Source organism: Pseudomonas sp. PA-4-8C, assembly GCF_021606625.1.
In the GTDB taxonomy this organism is placed as follows: Bacteria; Pseudomonadota; Gammaproteobacteria; order Pseudomonadales; family Pseudomonadaceae; genus Aquipseudomonas; species Aquipseudomonas lactis.
On the sequence record NZ_WKCD01000496.1, the window covers coordinates 1 to 1,862 of the forward strand.

The following is a 1,862-nucleotide window of genomic DNA, read 5'->3' on the forward strand; positions in this document are numbered from 1 at the left end:
TTGAACAGGTTGCGCAGGTGGTCAATACGCGAGCGGCACGCGCAACCCTCCAAGTGGTCATTAACCATCCCCATCGCCTGCATCAACGCATACATCGTGGTCGGGCCGACAAAGGTCCATCCGCGCTTCTTCAAGGCTTTCGATAACCGTACCGAAGCGGGTGACGTTGGATTGGCCGTCCAGTAAGCCATATCCACCACTGCCGGCCGCTCGTTTGCAGCAGGCTCAAACGCCCACAGACAGCGCGCCAGCGAGCCGGTCTCCTCCACCAGTTCACAGGCCCGGCGTGCATTGTTGATGGCCGAGACGATCTTCGCGCGATTGCGCACAATGCCCGGGTCGCTCATCAACCGCTCGATGTCCGCCTCGCCGTACTGCGCCACCCGGCGAAAATCAAAGCCCTCGAACGCCTGGCGAAAGTTTTCGCGCTTGCGCAGGATGGTGATCCACGCCATCCCCGCCTGAAACCCCTCCAGGCAGATCTTCTCGTACAGCGCGATGTCATCCGCCACCGGCACGCCCCACTCGTGGTCGTGGTAATGCAGGTACGCAGGCGCTGCAGTGCGCCAGGCGCAATAGATGCGCCCTGCTTCGTCGGTTGTCAGCCCTGGTTGGTCCATCCATCACCTCGTATGCCGAAGGCGATGATACGCAAAAAAAATTAATCCCCGCCAACCGCTCAAGCATCGTGCTTATCGACCAACTGGTCAGACCGGTACCTGCCAACCGCCAAATATTTGCTTGTGATTTGAAAAAAACCGAGCGTAGACTGGCCCCGCACTGGACTTACCGGTAAGACCACAACAATTAAGCCCTGGAACCACCAGGGCACCGAATAGAGATCCCTCCCATGCTCAGATGGTGCTCGCGTTCGATTTTCCTGCAAGTCGTGATTGGCCTGATGCTCGGCATCGCCTGCGGCCTGGCCCTTCCCGAATTCTCCTCGCAACTCAAACCCTTGGGTGACGGCTTTATCAAGCTGATCAAAATGCTGATTGGCCTGATCGTGTTCTGCGTGGTGGTCAGCGGTATTTCCGGCGCGGGCGACTTGAAGAAGGTCGGGCGCATCGGCCTAAAGTCGGTGATCTATTTTGAAATGCTCACCACCGTCGCCCTGGTGCTCGGCCTGATCATGGCCTTCAGCACCGGCATTGGCAGCGGCGCCAATATTCACCTGGAGCAACTCTCTTCCGCCGGCTTGAATGAGCTGGCCGACAAGGGCCAGCACATCCGCGGCACCAGCCAGTTCCTGATGGAGTTGATCCCCAACTCGGTGGTCGGCGCCTTTGCCGACAACAACGTGCTGCAAGTGCTGTTGTTTTCGGTGCTGTTCGGCAGCGCGCTGAACCTGGTGGGCGAAGCGGCCAGTGGCATCTCGCGGCTGATCAACGAATTGAGCCATGTGATCTTCCGCATCATGGGCATGATCGTGCGCCTGGCGCCGATTGGCGTATTCGGTGCCATCGCCTTCACCACCAGCACCTATGGCCTGGACTCGCTGCAACACCTGGGCAGCCTGGTGGGGCTTTTCTACCTGACCTGCTTTGCCTTCGTGGCGGTGATCCTCGGGCTGGTGATGCGCCTGTCGGGCCTGCGCATGTTGCCGCTGCTCAAGTACCTGCGCGAAGAGCTGCTGATCGTGATGGGCACCGCTTCATCCGACGCGGTGTTGCCGCAGATCATGCGCAAGCTGGAACACCTGGGCATTGGCAGCTCCACCGTGGGCTTGGTGATTCCCACTGGCTACTCGTTCAACCTCGACGGTTTCTCCATCTACCTGACCCTGGCCATCGTGTTTATCGCCAACGCCACCGGCACACCGCTGTCGATGACCGACTTGTTGACCATCCTCCTGGTATCGT

Annotated in this window: 2 protein-coding genes; one reads left to right on the forward strand and one right to left on the reverse strand. The window is 59.4% G+C overall.

Annotated features, from left to right (window positions below; all coding sequences use genetic code 11):
• A partial coding sequence (locus GIW04_RS30385; protein ID WP_236479579.1) for a DNA-3-methyladenine glycosylase I occupies positions 1-620 on the reverse strand: 620 nt, incomplete at its 3' end.
• A gap of 230 nt (positions 621-850) precedes the next feature.
• Between GIW04_RS30385 and GIW04_RS30390 the strand changes: the two genes are divergently transcribed.
• A partial coding sequence (locus GIW04_RS30390; protein ID WP_236479581.1) for a cation:dicarboxylate symporter family transporter occupies positions 851-1,862 on the forward strand: 1,012 nt, incomplete at its 3' end.